Here is a 19,344-nt window from a genome sequence, read left to right as displayed (position 1 = left end):
GTTCAGCTCACCACTCCGGTCATGACACCCACGGGGACGGCGATGAAGCCGGCCGTGAGCAGCAGTGCGAGGACATTGGCGACGGCCTTGAGGGCCCGGTCGCGGGTGCGGCTGCCGACGCCGAGGGTCTGCGCGGCACTCCAGAAGCCGTGGCGGACGTGCAGGCCGAGGGCGAGCATCGCGACGATGTAGACGACGTTGCCGTACCAGGTGGAGAAGGTGTCCACGACGTTCTGGTAGGGCCGGCCCTCCTGGAAGCCGCCGGAGTGCACGGTGCCCGTCGTCAGGTCGAGGATGTGCCAGACGACGAACAGGCCGAGGATGATCCCGCCCCAGCGCATGGTGCGCGTCGCGTAGCTCGCCCGGGGCTTCCTGTGGACGTACTTGCCGGGCCGGGCCCGGATGTCCCGGCGGCTGAGCTGGTAGGCGGAGACGGCGTGCGCGACCACGGCGACGACCAGCACGATCCGGATCAGCCAGAGCGTCCACTCGTAGTGCATGAACGGTTCGCCGACCGTGCGCAGCCAGTGCGCGTAGTGGTTGAACTCACCCGCCCCGAAGAAGATCTTCAGATTGCCGATCATGTGGACGACCAGGTACAGCAGCATGATCAGTCCGCTGACCGCCATCACGGTCTTCTTGCCGACGGAGCTGTCCCACACGGTGCGTGCCATGGACGGCCGTCGGTCCGTCCGCGTTGCCAGAGCCATGGGTCATCACGCTAGGGCCGAAGGTCCCGATCGGTCCAAGACATGGTCCGGCTTGATTCCATAGCCAACGGCTATCGTACGAGGATGCAGTTCCAGCAGCTCCAGTACTTCGTGGCGGTCGCCGAGACCCGGCACTTCACCCGTGCCGCCGAGGCGGTCCATGTCGCCCAGCCCTCGCTGTCGCAGCAGATCCGGGCCCTGGAACGGGAGCTCGGGGCGGACCTGTTCACGCGGGCACGCGGCAACATCACCCTCACCGACGCGGGCGAGGCCCTGCTGCCGCTGGCCCGCCGCATCCTGGCCGACGCGGACACGGCCCGGCACGAGGTGCAGGAACTGGTGCAGCTGCGCAGCGGCCGGGTCCGGCTCGGCGCCACCCCGAGCCTGTGCACCGGTCTGCTGCCGGACGTGCTGCGCGCCTTCCACGACCGCTATCCCGGCATCCGCCTGCTGATCGAGGAGGGCGGCTCCCACGATCTCGTACGGCTGCTCGCGCGCGGCGCCCTCGACCTGGCCCTGGTGGTCCTCCCGCTGCCCACGCCGTCCCCGGCGCTGACGACGGTGGAACTGCTGCGGGAGGACCTGGTCGTCGTCTCCTCGCCGGAGGCCCCGGCACCGGGCGGTCCGGGCCGGCGCACCGTGCGCGTCGCCGACCTGGAGAGCGAACCGCTGGTGATGTTCCGGCACGGATACGACCTGCGCGAGCTGACCGTGGCAGCGTGCCGCGCGGAGGGTTTCGAACCGGACTTCGCCGTGGAGGGCGGGGAGATGGACGCCGTCCTCGGCTTCGTACGGGCCGGGCTCGGCGTGGCCGTCGTGCCGCGCATGGTGGCCACGCGCTCCGGACGGGGGCTGCGGGTCACCCCGCTCGCCCGGCCCGGACTGCACCGGACCATCGCCCTGGCCCACCGCAGCGACGTGGCTCCACCTCGCGCGGCACGGGAGTTGCAGCGCATGCTGCTGGAACGCTGAGCGGCGGTGGCGGGGCACGCCGTCGTCGTGGCCCGCACCCGGTTCCGGCGCCCTGCGTCGCGCGTTCAGCCCGTCGCGTCCACCAGGGCCAGCTCGTGCAGTCGCTCCGGCGGGCCCGGGCGGGCGTAGTACCAGCCCTGGGCCGTGTCGCAGCCCAGTATCCGCAACTGCTCGGCCTGCGCGCCGGTTTCGACGCCCTCGACCGTCACCGCGAGGTCCAGGCCGTGGGCGAGCGAAACGATCCCCTCCACGATCTTGAGGTCGACCGGGTCGGCGGGGAACTGCTGCATGCTCTGGGTGAAGGAGCGGTCCAGCTTGAGGACGCTGACCGGCAGGCGGCGGAGGTTCGCCAGGTTCGAGTAACCGGTGCCGAAGTCGTCCAGGGCGATGTCGACGCCCATCTCGGCGAGTCGGCGCAGCGGTTTGAGCAGGTCGTCGTCGGCGCCGATGAGGGCCGACTCGGTGACTTCGAGGCAGAGGGCGTCGGGGGACACCCCGGCGCGCTCCAGGATGTCCACCGTGTCCTGCACCAGGCCGGGGTGACTGAGCTGGCAGGGCGAGAGGTTGACGTTGATGCGGAGCGGTCCGCCCGCGGTGTTCTCGCCGTACCGTTCTCGCCATGCGCGGGCCTGCCGCACCGACTGCTCCAGGACCCAGCGGCCGAGCGGCACGATCAGCCCGGTGTGCTCGGCGAGCGGGATGAACCGGTCGGGCCCGAGGACGCCGTGCTGCGGGTGCAGCCAGCGCACCAGCGCCTCGGCACCCCGCACACTGCCGTCACCGAGGTGCACCAGCGGCTGGTACTCGATGAAGAACTCGCCACGGTCAAGGGCCGCGGGCAGCTGTGTGGTCAGCCCGTGCCGGGTGATGGCGCGGGCGTCGGCCTCCGGGTCGGCCAGCTCGAAGCGGTTGCCGCCCGCCGACTTGGCCCGGTACATCGTGATGTCGGCGCTGCGCAGCACCTCCGCGGGGCCCCGCTCCCCCGCCGGGCCCTCGACGATGCCGATGCTGCCGCGCACGGTCAGCTCCCGGCCGTCGATGCGAACCGGGGCGAGCAGCACGTTCATGATGCGCGCCGCGAGGTCGTCCACCTCGCTCTCGGTGTCGGGACCGGTGGTCAGCGCCACGAACTCGTCACCGCCGAGGCGGGCCACCATCTCGCCCGGCGCGGTCGCACAGGACTGGAGCCGGTCGGCGACCTCGACGAGCAGCCGGTCGCCGGCCGCGTGGCCGAGGCTGTCGTTGATGGTCTTGAAGCCGTCGAGGTCGAGGTAGCACAGGCCGAACCGCTGGCCCTCGCCCGCGCTGAGGGCCTTCTCCAGGCGTTCGAAGAACAGGGTGCGGTTGGGCAGCCCGGTGAGGGCGTCGTGCGTGGCCTCGTAGCGCAGCCGGAGGTTGAGCAGCCGGCGCTCGGTGGTGTCCTCCATGAGGGCCAGCTGGTACTGCGGGACGCCGTCGGCGTCCCGCAGCAGGGAGACCGTCAGGTTGGTCCACAGGACCGTGCCGTCCGGGCGGTAGAAGGCCTTTTCGAGGTGGTAGTGCTCGCGCTCGCCGCGGACGAGTTCGTCGTAGAGCGTCCAGGTCTGGGGTGCGTCGTCGGGGTGGGTCCACTCCCGCACGTTCCGGCCGCGCATCGTCTGGTCGGTGATGCCGAACATGCGCAGCAGGGCCCCGTTGACCTGGAGGACGTTGCCGTCGAGGTCGGCGATGCCGATTCCTATGGCCGCGCCCTCGAACACCGCCCGGAAGCGGGCCTCGGTCGCGTGCAGCGCCTGCGCCACCACGCCCTGCGCCTCCAGCGCGGCCTGCGCGATGGCCTCCTGCTCGGCCAGCGTCCGCTCGCGCAGCGCCTGCGCGAACCCGGCGGCCATGGCGTGCTGGAGGCGTGCGGACCGGGACCGCAGGTCCTCGCGGTCGCCGTCACCGCCGCAGTAGAGCACCAGATAGGCGTCGACGCAGTCCAGGGAGCGGGTCAGCGCCTCCGGGTCGGTGCAGTGCGCGCCGACGAGGGCGGCGCCGACCGCCCGGCCCGCGTCCGTGTCGACGGTCCTGGCCGCGAGTGCCTCGCTCAACCGGCGGGCGAGCGGCAGCAGTTGCTCCTCGAACTCCGGCCGGGTCGCGGACGTCGACGTCACCGGGAACACGGCCCGGCTCCAGATCGTCGCGAACCGGCGCAGTCTGTCCTCCGGGCCGTCCGGCTCCGCGCTCACGCCGTCCGCCCCACGCCGCCGAACTGGGAGAAGGCCCACGGATCCTCGTCGTCGGGGTTCCAGTTCTCCGACTCCGGCCGCCACCGCGGCATCGGCACCAGTCCGGGTTCCACCATGTCGTACCCCTCGAAGAACCGTGCGATCTCGTGGTGCGAGCGCATGATCAGCGGGTTGCGGATGTCCTCGTACACGTCCATCGCGCCCTGGACCTGCTCCTGCGACAGCGGGATGCCCTCGTAGGCGGCATGGGTGAGCACCAGCAGGCTGCCGGGCGCGAACGCGTCGCGCAGCTCGGCCACCGCTCCCTGGGGGTCGTCCGTGTCTTCCACGAAGTGCAGTATGGCAACGAGAAGCACCGCCACCGGACGGTTCGGGTCGATCAGCCGCCGGACCTCGGCGCTCTCCAGGATCTCCTGGGGCTTGCGGAGGTCGGCCGCGACGACGTCGGCGTCCGGGTTGTCCGCGATGACCGCCCGGCTGTGCGCGACCGCCACCGGATCGTGGTCGACGTACACGACCCGGGCGCCGGGACTGGCGCTCTGGGCGACCTCGTGGACGTTGCCGAAGGTGGGGATGCCGGAGCCGATGTCGAGGAACTGCGTGATGCCCTGGTCGACCGCGAAGCGCACGGCACGGCGCATGAACGCCCGGTTCGCCTGCATGATCTTCGGCAGCCCCGGTACGTGCTCCATGGCCTTGCGGGCCGCCGCCCGGTCGGCCTCGAAGTTGTGCGAACCGCCCAGGTAGAAGTCGTAGATACGCGCCACGCTCGGCACCGAGATGTCGATGCTCCGGGGAGCCCAGGCGGGACGCTCCATGTATCTCTCCAAGGCGTAGGCGATCCGGTGTTCGAGCTGAGGCTACTGATCGCCCGCCAATGGAGCGAGCGGAAACGGAAATTGACCGTCCGTTCCCGGTCACTGCCTGCGGCACGTGCCGTCCAAACATGGCTGCGGATTCTCTACGGAACGACGGCAAACCGGTCCGACCCCTCCGTGCGGCGCGGAGGGGTCGGACCGGTGGATCGGTGGGGCCGGTGTCACTTGTCGGAGACGCCGACCATCTCTCCGTTGGGGCGGACGGCGTACCAGGTGCCGCCGACGCCCTGGCCGTTGGTGTCTCCCGGCTGCTTGTCCGCCGCGAAGGTGTAGATGGGCGAGCAGTTGACCGTCTGCTGCTTGACGCCGTCGGAACGCGTGAAGCTCATCAGGCCCTTCTTCTGCACACCCTTGGTGTCGTTCGCCGACACGGGCGCCACGGCCGGCCACTTCTCCAGGCAGGCACCGGTGCAGTTGGACACCGGCTCGGGCCAGGCCTTGTCCTTGGCGAAGCGGTAGACCGTCATGCCGTTCTTGTCGACGACGATCTCGCCCAGGTCGGGGTCGTTGCGCGTGGACAGTCCGGGCAGGCTGGCGACGGACGCCTTCTTGCCGGTGGGCGCCAGCGCGTACCACTTGCCGCCCACGCCCTGACCGGTCAGGTCACCGGCCTTGGTGTCCTTGGCGTAGCGGTAGGCCGGCCAGCCGCCGATGGTCAGCTGCTTGCTGCCGTCGGCCCGGGTCACCTCACCGAGCAGCGCCTTGTCGATCCCGGCACCGGCCGAGGCGTCGTCCGCGGGCACCGGGGGCCAGGCCGTCGCACAGTCGCCGTTGCAGTTGGACTTCGGCGGCTCGGCGGTGTCCTCGTCGAAGCGGTAGAGAGTGAGACCGGTGGCATCGGTCAGCACGTCCCCGAGCTCGGCGTTCGCGGACACCTGCAACTTTCCGGCCGAGGCCGACTGGGCGCCCAGGTTGCCCTGGCCGATCGCGGTGGACGTCGCGGTGGGGCTGGGGCTGGTGCCCGTCCCGATTCCGGAGCCGACACCGCCGTAGCCGCCCGCCGCCGCCGTGGCGCCGACGTTCTGGCTGCCCACCGACGACGTGCCGCCTTCCTGACCGCACGCCGTCGTCAGCGCCAGCACCGCCGCGGCGCTTGCCACGAGTGAGGCGTTCCGCCAGGAGGTCTTCATCGTCAACTCCCCATAATTCAAAAGGGTGTTGCAGCGCCCTGCTGCGCCGCCGCACGACCATGGATACGCAGCGGAGCAGGGGTTGTGTTCAACCGTCCCGCATATTTCTTTCCGGCAGCTGTGACCACACCCGCCCCGGACCGCACAGAGGTTCGCCTCATCGGACGGACAAGCGCCCAGGAGTCAAACATCGGGCGACCTTTCATCCCTCCTTCGGAGCAATCTCTTCGCGCCCGCGCGTGAGATCGCCCGACAGGCCTCATGATCTCCGTCGTGCATCGACCCGAATCACCCCAATCCGCCACCGCCATACGTGCGTTGGCCCTGCTGACCTTGGCGTGGGCGCTCATCGGCCCCACGGCGGGGGTGGCCGAGGCGGATGCCTGCGCCTACGCCTCGGCCGGTCCCGGCGGCGCCGAGGTGGTGGCGGTCGCCGGAAGCCTCACCTGGCCCACCCTCCCGCCCTGCCCGAAGCCCACCCCCACTCCAACCCCCACTCCCACAGAGCCTCCTTGCACTCCGACGCCGTCTCCCGACCCTCCGCCGAAGCCGCCGCCGACGCACAGGCCGCCGAAGCCCCGGCCCACTCCGACGCCGGAGCCGCCGGCTCCGCCGCCCGCACCGGTCCCCGAGCCGGCGCCACCGCGAGCGCGGCCGGCACCACCTCCCGCCCCCGCTCCGCCCCCTCCCCCCACTCCCACCCCCACACGGACGCCGCCGCCCGAGCCGGCCCCGGGTCCCTCCGCACCCCTGGTGAGCTATCCGGCCTACCGCCACGCGAAGGCGCCCGACCGGCCCACGCACAGCACGACCTCGCCCGTGATCTACGTCCTGCTCATCACCGCGCCCGCGGTGGTCGCCGTGGCCGCCCTGCGGCCCCGCTAGTGCCGATCCTGGAGGCATCCCTTGCCGGAATGGCTTGTTCTCATCCTCGCGATGCTGGCCGCGTGCGCGGTGGTGGTCGTCATCACGCTCATCCGCCACAAGGCGGCACCCGTGGACGAGGATCCCAGCGAGACCCCGGACGTCATCGAGTACATGACGATGTGGATCGGTGTGGTGTACGCCATCGTCCTGGGCCTGGCCATCGCGGGCGTGTGGGAGGCCCGCAGCGCCGCCCAGGACCACGTCCAGGCGGAGGCGCAGGCGCTGCACGAGATCTCGGAGCGGGTCCAGGTCTATCCGGCCGGCGTCCGTGACCGCATTCGCGCCGATGTCAACGCCTATGTCGGACACGTCGTCACGACGGAGTGGAAGGAGATGGCCGACCACCGCCGTATGACCGAGGAGGGCACCGAGCTCCTCGACCGCCTCCGCACGGACGTCACCTCCTACGAGCCGAGGAGCGACTTCGAGGCCCAGGCCTACCAGCCGCTCGTCGACCAGGTGGCCGCGGTGGACCAGGCCCGCAACGCCCGGGCGGACTCGGTCGAGCCCACCATGCCCGGGGTGGTCTGGTTCGGTCTGCTGGGCGGTGCCGTCGTCACGATCGGAATGGTCTTCGCGCTGCAGATCCGGCGCACGACACGCGAGCTGATCCTGGCCGGCCTGTTCTCCGCGCTGATCGCCTTCCTGCTCTTCCTGATCTGGGACTTCGACGCCCCCTACAGCCGGGGGATCACGGCGTCGGCGGATCCGTTCTTCGCCCTCTTCCCCGACGTCAAGGGCTGACGGCACGCACCGCGGACACTCCCCGGGGGACTCCGGCGCCCGACACGCCGCCGGTGTCCCCTGAGCGGCCCACATGTGTGCCCCATTCGGAGCCACAGCGATCGCGCGGACGTACCCCCGTTCCTAGCGTTTCGGTCATCGAGGCGCATTTCTGACCCAGGCGGAACAGATCCGCAGTTGCTCCTCGGGGACCGGAGGAACCACCATGCGCGCGATACGCGTCGCTTCGGCCGCACTGCTGGGCGTGACCGCCCTGACCCTGTCCGCGCCGGCCGCCGTGGCGAAGGGCGACAACATCACGCCCTTCGGCTTCAGCGTGCTGCCCTCGACCATCGCCCCGGGCGGGGAGGTGGCGCTGCTGCTGGAACGCAACCACGGCGGCTGCACGGGCTCCGCCACCGTGACGTCCGGCGTGTTCGACACCGTCGTCATCCCGCCGCACAAGAGCCAGGCGACGGTGGTGGTCGACTGGGACGCCAGGCCGGGTGCGGTCTACCAGGTGACGTTCACCTGCGACGGTGTGAGCGGCAGCACGGGCCTGGCCATCGCAGGCGGCCGCCCGGTCGGTCCCACGCCGGTGCCCCTCAACCCCGACCGGGGCGTGCACGCCGGTGAGGGCGGCAGCTTCGCCGGGCTCGACGTGAAGGAGCTCGGCATGGGCGCCCTGCTGATCACGGGCTCGGTCGGGGCGGCGTACTTCTTCGCCCGTCGCCGCACCGGCGACGACGGCGCCTGACTCCCGGGCGCGCAGACCTCCGCCCCGGGTCCTCGTCAGGCCGGGGCGGAGGTCTCCTCCGAAGGGGCGGAGATCAGATGTGGCGCTCGGACCGCCTGCGCATCCAGAACACCCCGCCGCCGATGACGGCCAGCGCCACCAGACCGCCGCCGATGGCCATGTCGGTCGGGGTGGCCCCGCTGGAGGTGCTGCCGCCGAGACCGCCCCGGACGCCCCCGATGACGGTGAAGGCCGTGGGGTTGATCACGGTGCCGTTGCCGCAGACGACGCTGATGCTGTGCGAACCCGTGGCCGCGTTCCGGTTGACCGTGGCGCGTCCCGTCGCCAGGTTGTTGGCCCCCGTCGTGAGCCTGATCGTCCGGAACGCGTCCGAGCTCGCGGTGGCGTTGCCGGTGCAGTTGTTGACGGTGATGGTCAGCTGGCCGCCCCGGGCGATGACGTTGGGAAGGGCCACGACGTTGCTCGGGTTCAGGTTCATGCCGTCCCGGGCGACGGCCGCCGGGGCGGTGAGTCCGAGCACGGCGACCGCGGCGCCGGCGGCTGCCAGGGCACGAGTAGTACGCATGTGAATCCTCCGCGGGAGACGCCCCGGGAACGGTCCCCGGTGGATCGGCGAGAGAACGCCTCCCAGAAAGACCCTCAGACGCCTTGCGCGCGCCCGCATTTCGAGAATGGTCCGTCCTGGTGAGAGGACACGCCGAACGAAAAGCGCACAATCGGATATCTTCGCAGGTCACGGACCGTCAGAAAATTCCTGTTCACGGCAACTCGGATGGCTCACCACCCGCGTTCGGGGGCCACCCGTTCGCCGTTGCCCCGTCGCCGGTTGCGCGCGCGGGACTTAGCTTTCTCGTATGCGCGAATGACGTGGCGACGGCCGCGTCGAGAGGGGAAGTCAATGTCTGCGTCCGAGCTGGCCGATCTGGCCGAAGAGGAGGAGCAGCGGAAGAAGCGCGCTCCCTGGGGCGTGATAGCGCTTGTTCTGCTGACCGGCCTCGCGCTCATCCGGAACGGTTCGGGGGAGTTCGACGTCGGGCCGCCGCAGCCCGCGTCGGCGGCCGCGGCGGACAGCCGGGTGCACGGCACCGTCTTCGGCGAGGCCCCCGCTCCCCTGCCGTTCGCCGCGCCCGACCGGGTCTCCATCCCGGCCATCCGGGTGGACGCGCCGATGGTGCCGGTCGGCCTGGACCCGGACGGCTGGGTCGGCGCGCCGCCGCCGGAGGACCCGAACCTGGCCGGCTGGTTCACCGGCGCGGTGTCCCCCGGCGAGAAGGGCACCGCGGTCGTCGTCGGCCATGTCGACAACAAACAGGGCCCCGCCGTGTTCTACGGCCTCGGGGCTCTGAAGAAGGGAAATCGCGTCGAGATCAGACGCACGGACGGAAAGACCGCGATCTTCGAGATCTACGGCATCGAGGTCTTCGAGAAGAACAATTTCCCCGGCGACCGTGTGTACGGCTCCAAGGGGACCCCCGAATTGCGGGTCATCACCTGCGGGGGCGGTTTCTCCAAGCAGAGCGGCTATGCGGGAAACGTCGTCGCTTTCGCCCGCCTGGTCGAGGTCCGCTGAGCGTTCCCCGACCCGGCGGGCGTATTCCGGCTATGCGTACTGCCGTCGCGGAACGGTGATGTGATAGCCGGAATCGATGAGGTGCGGCAGATAGTCGCGCAGGGCCCGGACGCTCTGGGAGCGGTCGCCCCCGGCGTCGTGCGAGAGCACCACGACGCCGGGGGCGGCGCCGTTCTCCACCCGGCCGACGATGCGGCGGGTGCCCGGGGTGGTCCAGTCGAGGGTGTCGACGGTCCAGGCGAGGGGTTCCATGCCGAGGTCGGCGCCCAGCTGGAACGCGGCCCGGTTCCAGGCGCCGTAGGGGGCCCGGAACCATGCCGGACGTTCGCCGTAGGCGTCCTCGATCACGTCGCTGGTGCGTTCCATCTCGGAGCGGATGCGGGAGCGGGTCAGGCGGGTGAGCAGCGGGTGGGACCAGGTGTGGTTGCCGACGACGTGTCCCTCGTCGGCCATCCGGGCCAGCAGGTCCTGGTTGTCGACCGCCATCTCCCCGCACACGAAGAACATCGCGCGGACGTCGTACTCGGCGAGCGTGTCGAGGATGTGCGGGGTGTAGCGGGGGTCGGGTCCGTCGTCGAAGGTCAGCACCATGGTCCGGCCGCGTCCGGACACCTTCAGCAACGGCTCGTGGCGGACGAGCGTCTTGCGGGGGGCGGTCTGCGGTGGGCCGTATCCGGTCAGGGGCTGGAGGCGGTAGGCCGAGGACTTGACCGCGCGACGGGCGGGCGGGCCGGCGGCGGGGAGCGCCGGGCGTACCGGGTCCCGGCCCGTGAGGGCCGCGAACACTCCGGCCGTGCCGGCGGCCCCGGCAGCGGCGGCCCCGGCCAGCAGGGCCCGGCGCCGCGTGAGCACCGCCGCCGCCTTCGACGACAGCCGTGTGAGCAACTGATCCTTCGTCATGACTCATCAGTCGCCCGGCGGAGCGCCGACGCACCTCAGCAACACCGGTGCGGCGGCACGAATACACCCGCCCGGCCCAGCGAAAGGCCCCGGAGCTGCGTGGCAGGGCGTCAGGACGACGTCGCAGGGGGGCGATCGGCGTCGGCCCCGGCCTCGTCCCCTCCGTCGAGGCCGGGGTGCCGAGGGCGGCGACGGGCCTCGGTGAACGGCCCGTGCGCAACCCGCCCTTCGGGTGCCCTTTTTCGGCAAAGTGTGCACACCGCTGCCGACGGGCCCCGAATGCCGTCCGGACCTGCGGCTTCCGATAGCCTCACAGCCGTGACGGAACAGCACTCGCACCAGTTCGAGCGGGGCACGGACGGGCCCAAGGTCATCGTCGTCGGCGTGGACGGCTCCGACTCCTCGCTCCGCGCCGCGGCTTACGCCGGTGGTCTGGCCCGGCGGCAGAACGCGCTTCTCGCCGTGGTGTACGTCCAGCCGGTGATCGCCTCGGGAGCCGCGCTCGGCGCCCCGGTCGCCGAGACGACGGACGAGATCGCCGAGGACCTGGTCGCCCAGATCCGGCTCGCGACCGAGCAGAACAAGGGGATATTCGATGTGCGCTGGGAGTTCCACACCTTCCGCGGCGACCCCTACAGCGGGCTGACGAAGGCGGCGGACGAGCTCAAGGCCGACGCGGTGGTCGTCGGCGCCTCGGAGCAGGCCGGCCACCGGATCGTCGGTTCCGTCGCGGTACGCCTGGTCAAGGCGGGCCGTTGGCCGGTGACCGTGGTGCCGTAGCGGGCGGGCCGCACCGCCGCCCCGGGCCCGCGCGGGGTCAGAGCGAGTGCAGGAAGTCCAGCACGATCGCGTTGAACTCCTCGGGCTTCTCCAGGTTGGGGAAGTGCGAGGTGCCCTCCACCAGGACCGAGCGGCCGTTTTGCGCGGTGCTCGCGAAGCGTTCGGCGTCGGCGAGCAGGTCCGGGGAGTCGAGCGTGCCGTTGACGGTGAGCACCGGTACGTCGATCTCGGGGACGCGGGCCCAGGTGTCGGTCATGGGCACGTGCCAGTTCCGTTCGCCCGGTGTGTGTTTGGCGATGGTGTGCAGGGCCATCTCGCGCAGGTGGTCCAGGATCCGCGGGTCGATGTCCCCGGCCTCGCGGAAGGGGCCCGCGACCGACCGGAGGAACACCTTCAGCCAGCCCTCGATGTCGCCCGAGTGCAGGGTCCGTTGTGACTCGGCCACGATCTGCCGGGTCCACTCGTGGGTGTACTGGAAGTCGCTGACCGAGGCGCCGCTCAGCACGATCCCCCGGACCAGTTCCGGATATTCCATCGCCGTGTCGCCTGCGACGGCCCCGCCCATGGAGACACCGACCAGGACGGCGGGGCCCGCGTCGAGATGACGCAGCAGGCCTGCGAGGTCGTCGGCCCAGCGGAAGGGCTGGGTGGCGTTGGCGCTCCAGCCGTGGCCGCGGATGTCCACGGCGATGACGCGGTGTCCGGCGGCCAGTGCGGGTGTCTGAGCCTCGAAGAGCCGGTGGTCGACGTAGCCGGAGTGCAGGAGGACGACGGGGGCGCCGGTGCCGGTGTCCAGACAGGCGATGTCCCCGTCGGCGGACGCGTGGTAGCTCAGTTCCGAAGCGACTGTCATGACAACCAAGGTGTCATCTTCGCGGGAGTTTGACAACCAGGTTGTCATGATGGATCGCGGTGCATGATGAGCGGGTGAACGACATCGACGAGCCACTGCCACCCGACGATCTCGGCCACCGGGTCAGCGAGGTGTTCGACCTGGTCGGCGCGCTCTACCGGCGCGGCCTGCGCACACTGGAGCAGGACGAGGCGGACCGCGGGATGTCCGTCGGCGTGCGTTCGGTCCTCGTCCTGCTGCACAGGTACGGGCCCATGACGGTTCCTCAGATGGCCCGGATCATGGCGCTGACCCGGCAGTTCGTGCAGCGCATGACCAATGAGGCGATCGACCGGGGCTGGACGCGGGCCGTGCCCAACCCCGCCCACCAGCGGTCCTCGCTGATCCGGATCACGGACGAGGGCACGGCCGTCATCACCGCGGTCCTCGCGCGTGAGCACGCCCTGAACCGGCAGGTCGGCGGCGGTGAGCTGACCGACGCCGAACTCCGGGCGTGCGTACGTGTGCTGAAGGAGATGCTGCGGACCTTCGACCACGGGGACGTGGACTGACCTACTGCCCCATGGTGAGCCCGTCCTTCGCCGCGCCCCGGCTCAGCACCACCTCCCGGATCCGGTCGCGGACGCCCTGGACGTCGGCGCCCTGTGCGATCGCCTGGTTGAGGTTCACCACCCGGCCGGCGTCCACGTCGAACATCTGCGGCACGAACTCGGCCTTCGCGACCCGCCAGCGCCCGCCCGGCCGGCCGGGCGGGGCGAACGTGAAACGGCCGAGGGTGGACTGGTTGCCGCGCGGGTCCTGGGCGCCCTCGTGGTTGGACATCTCGCCGGCGATCTGGTCGCCCATGCCGTAGACCACCCAGGTGCCGTTGACCTTCTCGTACGCCTGCGGGACATGGGCGTGGGTGCCGAGGATCAGGTCGACGTCGGGACGTCCGCCGGTGCGGGCGGCGGTCAGGTCGCGGGCGAGCGCCAGCTGCTGCTCGTCGGGCGCGTCCTGCCATTCGGTGCCCCAGTGCAGCGACACGACGACCACGTCGGCGCCCGCCTTCCGGGCGGCCCGCGCGTCCGCCAGGATCTTGCTCTCGTCCATCAGGTTCACCGCCCAGGGTTGTCCCTGGGGCAACGGGAAGCCGTTGGTGTCGTAGGTGTAGGAGAGATGAGCGAGCTTCGCGGGACCCGCGCGCAGGACGGTGACCGTGCGCGCCTCGCCCTCGGTCCGGGCCGAACCGGCATGCCGTACACCCGCGCGGTCCAGGGCGTCGAGCGTGCGGCGGATCCCCTCGGAGCCGTCGTCGAGGCTGTGGTTGGAGGCGGTGGAGCAGCCGTCGTAACCGGTGACGGCGAGGGCCCGGGCCACCTCGGGCGGTGACTTGAAGGTCGGGTAGCCGGTGTAGTCGCCGTTCGCCCCGTAGACGGTCTCCATGTGACACAGCGCCAGATCGGCGCGGGAGACGACGGACCGGATTCCGGCCAGCATCGGACGGAAGTCGTAGCCGTTCCCGCCCGCGTCGAAGCGGGCCCGGTCGATGATCGAGCTGTGCGGCAGGACGTCCCCGGAGGCGACGAGTGTGAAGCCGCGCGGTGCGGCCGCGGCCGGGGCCGGATGCCCGGATGTGTCGTGGTCGTGCGCCTGGCAGGCCGCTCCTGCGGCCAGAAGGGCCGTGAGGGCCAGGGCAACCTGCCGTCTGCGTGCAATCATCAGCTCACCCCACTCAGGTCATATTTACTGACGAATGGGTATGAACTTGTCCCTGTCGGCAAACGGCCTGGCCGCCTTGTTGACCCGTCCGGGGCGGAAGGGACCGTTCATCGAACCGTTCGTCGACGCGATCGACCGTCCGCCGCAGATCCTTGTGCGCGCCCTGTCCCCCGGCCCCGCACTGAGGTGCCATACGGCCATGACGGCCGGAACCACCCTCACGAACGGGACGACCGCCGAGCACGAGCTCGCCGCACTGCAGCGGGAGCACGGCCGGCCCCTCTTCGCGCTCCTCCTCCGGCTCAGCGACGGCGACCGGCAACGCGCCGAGGACCTGGTGCAGGAGACCCTCGTACGCGCCTGGCAGCACCCCGAGGCGCTGCGCGCCGACGACTTCGAGTCCGTACGGCCATGGCTGCTGACCGTGGGACGGCGGCTCGCGATCGACGCGCGGCGGGCCCGGCAGGCGCGTCCCGCCGAGGTCGGCGACGCGGTGCTGGAGAACGCCCGGGTGTGCGCCGACCACGCCGAGCGGGCCGCCGCCGCCCTCGATGTCCGCGAGGCTGTGAAGACACTCACTCCGGAGCACCGTGAAGTCCTGGTGCTGGTGTATTTCCAGGGGGCGAGTGTGGCGGAAGCCGCCGAAATACTGGGAATTCCACCCGGTACCGTGAAGTCCCGCGCGTACTACGCGCTGCGCGCCCTGCGCCGGGTGCTTCCCGGATACGCGGCCGACCTGCGGTGAAACCAATGGGAAAGTCAAACCTCCGTAAAGCGCCTTGCTGAGGACCCCGGTTGAGTAATCGGCTGTCCCTATCCGTGTTCCGGACTGGGAGCCCGGGGTCGGGCGACGCGCACGCACCGGAGGAAGGCAGGAAGGGATGCTGCACAGAGGTCAAGAGAGCACGGACGGCACCGGCGGCGGCGAACTCGTCGTTCCCATGGCCTGGTTGTACGCCGAGTACATCGCCGACGAGCTGCTGCGGTCCGGCGATCTGATGCCGCCGACGTCCTTCGAGTTCCGGGCCGGGCGGGACGCGTTGGCGCTGACCGTCTTCCTCGCCGACACCGAGGGGGAGCTTTCCGGCATCCAGGTCGTCTCGCAGCTGGAGAACTGGCTGTCCCTGACGGCGTACGACCAGCCGTGGCAGGACTGGGTGTGCGAGCGGATGGCCGCGCTGACCGCCGAGGCGGTCGCCACCGGCGAGCCCGCCGCGGACCTCGAACTCGCGGCCGCGGCCTGGCGCTGGCTGGAGGAGACGGAGCTCTTGGCACCCGATCTGAACGCCGTGCCGGGCGGCGGGGCCGGGGGCGGCGAGGACGAGGGTCCGAAGGTGTGGACACCGGCCTGGCAGCTCGGTCTGCCGCTCGGCCATCTCGCCATCCACCTTTTCTAGATTCCTTTCGATCCGGACCAATCCGCGGGGCCGACCGCTCCGAATCCCTTCATCACGATTCAGTGCATGCCTTGAGTGATTCGGCGGGCTGGTGCGTACCGGTGGGAGCAAGGAGTAACCCCACCCACACCCAACGGCACGAGGTTTCGGCATGAGGTCCTTGGAGAGGCATCGCGACGTCGGCGCGTACGCGCTCGGCGTGCTGGACGAGGCGGAGGCCTTCCGCTTCGAGGACCACCTCATGGAGTGCCCCAAGTGCGCGGCACACGTGACCGAGTTCGGTCCAGTGACCCGCCAGATGATGCTGTACCGCCGGGCCACCCCGCGGGTCGTGCACCCGATGGCCCAGCCCGGCCCGCAGCTCCTGAACCGCCTCCTCGCCGAGGTCGCGACCCGCCGCCGGGCACACCGCAGGCGGCTGTTGTACGCGGTGGCCGCCTCGGTGGTGCTGACCGTGGGCGGTTCCACCCTCGCGATGACGACGGGCGCCGACGCGGCGCGGGCCACCAGCGTCCAGGCCACCGACGCCCGGTCCGGTGTGTGGGCGCAGGTCACCACCGAGGACGAGGACTGGGGCACCCAGGTGGAGCTCAAGGTCAAGGACGAGTCGGGCCCGCGCTCCTGCCACCTCGTCGCCGTCAGCCACGACGGCACGGAGGAGACCGTCACCGGCTGGAACGCCACCGGGCACGACACCGGCGACAACACCATGATGGGCAGCTCCACCTTCCACGCCGACCAGATCGACCACTACGAGGTCAGGACCTCGGGCGGGGAGCATCTGGTGACGCTGGAGCCGGGCTGACGGCGTCCGGTCACTTGAGCAGCCGCGACAACCGCCGGTCCGCCAGCAGCTTCCCGCCCGTCTGGCAGGTGGGGCAGTACTGGAGGGAGGAGTCGCTGAAGGAGACCTCCCGGACGGTGTCGCCGCAGACCGGACAGGGGTCACCGGTGTGGCCGTGCACGCGCAGGCCGGACTTCTTCTCCGCCTTCAGCCGGCCCGCCGCCACTCCCCGCGAGCGTTCCACCGCCTCGGTGAGGGTCGTGCGCAGGGCCCGGTGGAGGGTCTCCGTCTCCTCGGGGGTCAGGGAGGCCGCCAGTTTGAAGGGGGACATCCTCGCCGCGTGCAGGATCTCGTCGCTGTAGGCGTTGCCCACCCCGGCGATGAGGGTCTGGTCGCGCAGAGCGCCCTTCAGCTGCCGGCGCTCGCCCTTCAGCAGGGCCGCGAGGCTCGCCGCGTCGAAGTCCTCGGCCAGGGGGTCCGGGCCCAGACGGGCGACACCCGGGACTTCCCCTGGGTCGGCCACCACGTACACCGCGAGGCGCTTCTGCGTACCCGCCTCCGTGAGGTCGAAGCCGGCCCCGGTCTCCAGCGCCACCCGCAGGGCGAGCGGGCCCTTGCCGGGCCGGGGCGGGCCGTCGGGCAGGCGGTCCTTCCAGTGCAGCCAGCCCGCACGGGCCAGATGGGTGACGAGGTGCGGTCCGCCGCCCGTCTCCAGGTCCAGGAACTTGCCGTGGCGGTGCACGGCGACCACCTCGCGGCCCTCGAGGGCGGAGAGCGGAGGGTCGTACGTCTTCAGGACGCTGATGGCCACCGGCAGCACACGCACCATCTCGTGGCCGACCAGGTTCTCGGTCAGGAAGTCCTTGAGCGCTTCCACCTCGGGGAGTTCCGGCATACGTCAAGAGTGCCACCGGGGGCCGCCGTGGTCAGGTCAGGTGCGCTCGGGCACGACGAACTCGCACCACACGCACTTCCCGCCGCCCCGCGCCTCCACGCCCCACACGTCGCACAGCAGGTCCACCAGGAGCAGTCCGCGGCCCGAGACCCCGGACTCGCCCGCCTCCCGGCGGCGCGGCAGGGCGCTGGAGGAGTCCTCGACCTCGACGCGCATCCGCCGGTCGGAGCCGGTCAGCACGCGCAGGGTGACGATCGCGGAGCCCTCGGTGTGCATGAGCGCGTTGGTGATCAGTTCGTCGGCGACCAGTTCGATCTCGTCGGAGCGCTCCCGTGCGCCCCAGGCGCCGACCGCGGCCCGGATCATGTGCCGGGCCTGGGTGAGGGCCTCGGGGTCCCCGGGCGCCACGTGCTGCTGGAGGCGGCCGCCGGACTGGGGGGCGTCCAGGGCGCGGCGACGCAGCAGGAGAAGGGCCACGTCGTCGTCGCCGCCGCGCTCCTCGGCGACGTCGATGAGCCGGTCGGCGAGCTCCCAGACGTCGGCAGGGCCCAGGGCGATGTGACGCGTCAGGCTCTGCATGCCGTCGTCGAGGTCGGCGCCGGGCTGCTCGACCAGCCCGTCGGTGCACAGCAGCAGGGTGCCCCCGGGATCGAGTTCGAGGGTGGACACGGGGTAGTCGAGCTGCCCGAACTCGGCGGACAGACCGAGCGGCAGCCCCCCGTGGACGGTCACCCGGCGGCAGCTGCCGTCGGCGTGCCGGACCAGCGGGTCGATGTGGCCGGCGCGGACGACCTGGACGACCCCGGTGGCGAGGTCGGCCTCGGCGTACAGGCAGGTCGCGAAGCGGTCGGTGTCGAGTTCGTGGAGGAAGACGGAGGCCCGGGCCATCACCGTGGCCGGGGTGTGGCCCTCGGCGGCGTAGGCCCGCAGCACGATCCGCAGCTGGCCCATGACGGCGGCGGCGTGGGTGTCGTGGCCCTGGACGTCTCCGATGACGGCACCGACACGGCCGCCCCCGGAGACGGTGCCCCCGGGCAGCGGGATCAGGTCGTACCAGTCGCCGCCGATGTCCCGGGCGAGGGAGCCCTCGGCGCTGGCGGCCCGGTAGCGGACGGCGACGTCGGCACCGGGGACGCTGGGGATGGTGCGGGGCAGCATGGCCTGCTGGAGGCCGGTGGCGAGGTCCTTCTCCTGCTCGTAGAGCATGGCCCGCTGGAGGCTCTGGGCGATGCTGCTGCCGAGGGCGATGAGGACGTTGCGGTCCTCGGGGGTGAAGCCGTACCGGTCGCTGTAGAGCAGGCCCATGGCGCCGATCGGGCGGGCCTCGGCGATCAGCGGGAGGTAGGCGGCCGAGGTGATCTTGAGGCCGGTGAGGTGCGGCCACAGGATCGGGTAGCGGTCCGCGAACTCCTCCGGCGACTCGATGAACCGGGGGGTGAGCGTGCGCACGGCCTCGCTCATCGGGTACGGCTCGTCGATCCGGGTGATGTCGGTGCCGGGCACGAAGCTGCCCGCGGGGCCCTCGGCGATCAGCCGGATGCGGCCCGCCTCGACCAGGCCCATGACCAGGCTGGTGGCGCCGAGGTGGGTGAGCCCGTGGGTGTCCTTGAGGACGTCGATGACGTCCTGGACGGTCCGGGCGTGGGCGAGGGCGGCCGTGGTGAGCTGGACGACGTTGGTCTGCCGGCGCCGGGCCTCGTCCTGGGCGGCCTGCTCCCGGCGGGCCTCCAGCTCGCCCATCTCCTGGGTGGCGTCTCGGAGGATCCCGATGATCCGGCGCGGGCGCCCGGTCTCGTCGCGCCGGATGTAGCCCTGGGTGTGGGTCCAGCGCAGGGTGCCGTCGCGGCAGCGGATGCGGAAGTAGGTGCCGTAGTTCTCGCTGCCGTCCTTGATCGCCTGGGAGACCAGGGCGTCGAGCCGGTGGGCCTCGGTCCTCGGCACCCGTACGGCGAGGGACACGGGGTTGTCGTCGTACTCGTCGGGGCGCAGGTCGAAGACCTCGTGGGCCTGAGCGTCCATGTGGAACAGACCGCTGTCGAGGTCCCAGTCGAAGCTGCCCATGCGGTTGAGCGCCAGGATCGGGTCCGGGTGGGCGGGCCAGTCGTCCGGGAGTGACAGGGCGCTCGCTCCCCGATCAACCATGGAGCCACCTTGCCA

General features: G+C 71.2%; 20 protein-coding genes. 10 read left to right on the top strand and 10 right to left on the bottom strand.

Annotation, left to right across the window (positions count from 1 at the left end; translation table 11 throughout):
- Positions 1-2: 2 nt before the first annotated feature.
- Complete coding sequence (locus M2163_RS40580; protein ID WP_280896511.1) at positions 3-674, bottom strand: succinate dehydrogenase; 672 nt, start codon at positions 672-674, stop codon at positions 3-5.
- 120 nt (positions 675-794) lie between these two features.
- On the opposite strand from M2163_RS40580, the gene M2163_RS40575 reads away from it, so the two are divergent.
- Positions 795-1,682, top strand: a complete 888-nt coding sequence (locus M2163_RS40575) for a LysR substrate-binding domain-containing protein (protein ID WP_280847876.1) — start codon at positions 795-797, stop codon at positions 1,680-1,682.
- Positions 1,683-1,747: 65 nt separating this feature from the next.
- Here the strand turns inward: M2163_RS40575 and M2163_RS40570 are convergent, their stop codons facing one another.
- From M2163_RS40570 to M2163_RS40560, 3 genes are all read right to left on the bottom strand, one after another.
- Positions 1,748-3,892, bottom strand: a complete 2,145-nt coding sequence (locus M2163_RS40570; RefSeq protein WP_280847878.1) for an EAL domain-containing protein — start codon at positions 3,890-3,892, stop codon at positions 1,748-1,750.
- A complete protein-coding gene (locus tag M2163_RS40565) occupies positions 3,889-4,710 on the bottom strand; it encodes an SAM-dependent methyltransferase (RefSeq protein ID WP_280847879.1) in 822 nt (273 codons plus the stop codon). Before M2163_RS40565 ends, M2163_RS40570 begins: the two co-directional genes overlap by 4 nt.
- Before the next feature lie 221 nt (positions 4,711-4,931).
- Positions 4,932-5,900, bottom strand: a complete 969-nt coding sequence (locus tag M2163_RS40560; protein WP_280847880.1) for an SCO0930 family lipoprotein — start codon at positions 5,898-5,900, stop codon at positions 4,932-4,934.
- A 753-nt stretch (positions 5,901-6,653) separates the two neighbouring features.
- On the opposite strand from M2163_RS40560, the gene M2163_RS40555 reads away from it, so the two are divergent.
- The 3 genes from M2163_RS40555 (at position 6,654) to M2163_RS40545 (ending at position 8,307) form a co-directional block, all read left to right on the top strand.
- Positions 6,654-6,785 (top strand): hypothetical protein, encoded by a 132-nt coding sequence (locus M2163_RS40555; protein WP_280847882.1) that lies wholly within the window; start codon positions 6,654-6,656, stop codon positions 6,783-6,785.
- Between the two features lie 21 nt (positions 6,786-6,806).
- Entirely contained in the window at positions 6,807-7,571 is a 765-nt protein-coding gene (locus tag M2163_RS40550; protein ID WP_280847883.1) for a DUF4239 domain-containing protein, read from the top strand.
- A gap of 205 nt (positions 7,572-7,776) precedes the next feature.
- Complete coding sequence (locus tag M2163_RS40545; protein ID WP_280847885.1) at positions 7,777-8,307, top strand: hypothetical protein; 531 nt, start codon at positions 7,777-7,779, stop codon at positions 8,305-8,307.
- A 73-nt stretch (positions 8,308-8,380) separates the two neighbouring features.
- Here M2163_RS40545 and M2163_RS40540 read toward each other — a convergent pair whose 3' ends face one another.
- Entirely contained in the window at positions 8,381-8,872 is a 492-nt protein-coding gene (locus M2163_RS40540; protein WP_280847886.1) for a hypothetical protein, read from the bottom strand.
- Between the two features lie 333 nt (positions 8,873-9,205).
- On the opposite strand from M2163_RS40540, the gene M2163_RS40535 reads away from it, so the two are divergent.
- Positions 9,206-9,877, top strand: coding sequence for a class F sortase (locus M2163_RS40535; RefSeq protein WP_280847887.1), 672 nt, complete (start codon positions 9,206-9,208; stop codon positions 9,875-9,877).
- A gap of 30 nt (positions 9,878-9,907) precedes the next feature.
- Here M2163_RS40535 and M2163_RS40530 read toward each other — a convergent pair whose 3' ends face one another.
- Positions 9,908-10,777 carry a polysaccharide deacetylase family protein gene (locus tag M2163_RS40530; protein ID WP_280896510.1) on the bottom strand — a complete coding sequence of 290 codons (870 nt, stop codon included), beginning with the start codon at positions 10,775-10,777 and terminating at the stop codon, positions 9,908-9,910.
- A gap of 318 nt (positions 10,778-11,095) precedes the next feature.
- On the opposite strand from M2163_RS40530, the gene M2163_RS40525 reads away from it, so the two are divergent.
- The gene (locus tag M2163_RS40525) at positions 11,096-11,557 is read left to right on the top strand and encodes a universal stress protein (protein ID WP_280847889.1); all 462 of its coding nucleotides are present in this window, start codon (positions 11,096-11,098) and stop codon (positions 11,555-11,557) included.
- Between the two features lie 37 nt (positions 11,558-11,594).
- On the opposite strand, the gene M2163_RS40520 is transcribed toward M2163_RS40525, so the two are convergent.
- Entirely contained in the window at positions 11,595-12,410 is an 816-nt protein-coding gene (locus tag M2163_RS40520) for an alpha/beta hydrolase (protein ID WP_280847890.1), read from the bottom strand.
- Positions 12,411-12,484: 74 nt separating this feature from the next.
- Between M2163_RS40520 and M2163_RS40515 the strand changes: the two genes are divergently transcribed.
- Positions 12,485-12,961 (top strand): MarR family transcriptional regulator, encoded by a 477-nt coding sequence (locus M2163_RS40515; RefSeq protein WP_280847891.1) that lies wholly within the window; start codon positions 12,485-12,487, stop codon positions 12,959-12,961.
- Between the two features lies 1 nt (position 12,962).
- Here the strand turns inward: M2163_RS40515 and M2163_RS40510 are convergent, their stop codons facing one another.
- The gene (locus tag M2163_RS40510; RefSeq protein WP_280896509.1) at positions 12,963-14,111 is read right to left on the bottom strand and encodes a CapA family protein; all 1,149 of its coding nucleotides are present in this window, start codon (positions 14,109-14,111) and stop codon (positions 12,963-12,965) included.
- Positions 14,112-14,310: 199 nt separating this feature from the next.
- Between M2163_RS40510 and M2163_RS40505 the strand changes: the two genes are divergently transcribed.
- From M2163_RS40505 to M2163_RS40495, 3 genes are all read left to right on the top strand, one after another.
- The gene (locus tag M2163_RS40505) at positions 14,311-14,856 is read left to right on the top strand and encodes a sigma-70 family RNA polymerase sigma factor (RefSeq protein WP_028807581.1); all 546 of its coding nucleotides are present in this window, start codon (positions 14,311-14,313) and stop codon (positions 14,854-14,856) included.
- Between the two features lie 136 nt (positions 14,857-14,992).
- Positions 14,993-15,508, top strand: a complete 516-nt coding sequence (locus M2163_RS40500; RefSeq protein ID WP_280847893.1) for a hypothetical protein — start codon at positions 14,993-14,995, stop codon at positions 15,506-15,508.
- A 151-nt stretch (positions 15,509-15,659) separates the two neighbouring features.
- The gene (locus tag M2163_RS40495) at positions 15,660-16,313 is read left to right on the top strand and encodes a zf-HC2 domain-containing protein (RefSeq protein ID WP_280847894.1); all 654 of its coding nucleotides are present in this window, start codon (positions 15,660-15,662) and stop codon (positions 16,311-16,313) included.
- A gap of 10 nt (positions 16,314-16,323) precedes the next feature.
- Here M2163_RS40495 and M2163_RS40490 read toward each other — a convergent pair whose 3' ends face one another.
- A complete protein-coding gene (locus M2163_RS40490; RefSeq protein ID WP_280847895.1) occupies positions 16,324-17,187 on the bottom strand; it encodes a DNA-formamidopyrimidine glycosylase family protein in 864 nt (287 codons plus the stop codon).
- Between the two features lie 36 nt (positions 17,188-17,223).
- Positions 17,224-19,329, bottom strand: coding sequence for a SpoIIE family protein phosphatase (locus tag M2163_RS40485; protein ID WP_280847896.1), 2,106 nt, complete (start codon positions 19,327-19,329; stop codon positions 17,224-17,226).
- Positions 19,330-19,344: the final 15 nt, after the last annotated feature.

Origin of the sequence: Streptomyces sp. SAI-135 (genome assembly GCF_029893805.1) — a bacterium.
Lineage (GTDB): Bacteria > Actinomycetota > Actinomycetes > Streptomycetales > Streptomycetaceae > Streptomyces.
The sequence above is the reverse complement of the archived record's forward strand: the minus strand, read 5'-3'. Positions and strand labels throughout refer to the sequence as shown.